At 49.9% G+C, this 776-nt stretch carries 1 pseudogene; it reads right to left on the bottom strand.

The annotated features are described in order from the left end of the window. Positions 1-776: pseudogene (locus A2F46_RS12735) on the bottom strand (hypothetical protein); the annotation flags it as partial.

The raw sequence follows: 776 nt of genomic DNA, 5'->3' as shown, positions 1-776 counted from the left end.
GTGCTGCCACTGTTGTCATCATCAGAAGATTTGGCATACAGCGTCCACGCATAGGTGTTGGCGTCTTTTTTGACCAACTGTGCTTCACCTGCGTTGGTGGTTTGGGCACTGCCAGTGAAGGTGGTGTCGCTGCTGTCGGTACCGGCAATGGTCACCACATCAGCAGAATAGATCTGCGCATTGGTTTGAACAACGTTGCCGATGATGCCGTTGGGGGTAGAAACGGTGGTGCTGCCGCTGGCGTCGCCGTTAATCACCAATTTATCCGAGGTACTGCTATCGGTGTTCCAAACGGTGTTGACGATCAGTTTGCCGTTGTTGCCTGCGTAGTTGCCGGAAACGGTCAAAATAGCGCCAGCGTCATCACTGTTTAGTTTATGCAAATCAACCGTGCCGCTGTTGCTGAGCGCGGCGATGGTTTGGCTGTAGCCATCCAATGCCAGTGTTGAGCCAGACTCAATGTTGTGCTCGGAATTAGCACTAAAGGTATCTGCTTTACCAGCTTGCAATGTAGTATTGTCAACTACATTGGTGGCACCAGAATAACTATTGCTGCCTTTGGTAATGAGTGTACCGCTGCCATTAACCGTTAATATACCAGTACCACTGATGTTGCCAGACCAAGTGGCTGTATTGCCATGAGTATTTAAAGTGGGATCCTCTGTTCCGGAAAGCACTAAATCATTGGCTAAATCTAAATTGTCTGCCACAAAACCGATTTCGGTGTCATCTGCCATGGTGACCGTGCCGGTACCCAATGCAGTGCTACTGCCGAC

Source organism: Snodgrassella sp. CFCC 13594 (assembly GCF_001590725.1).
In the GTDB taxonomy this organism is placed as follows: domain Bacteria; phylum Pseudomonadota; class Gammaproteobacteria; order Burkholderiales; family Neisseriaceae; genus Snodgrassella.
This window is presented reverse-complemented; position numbering and strand designations above follow the sequence as displayed.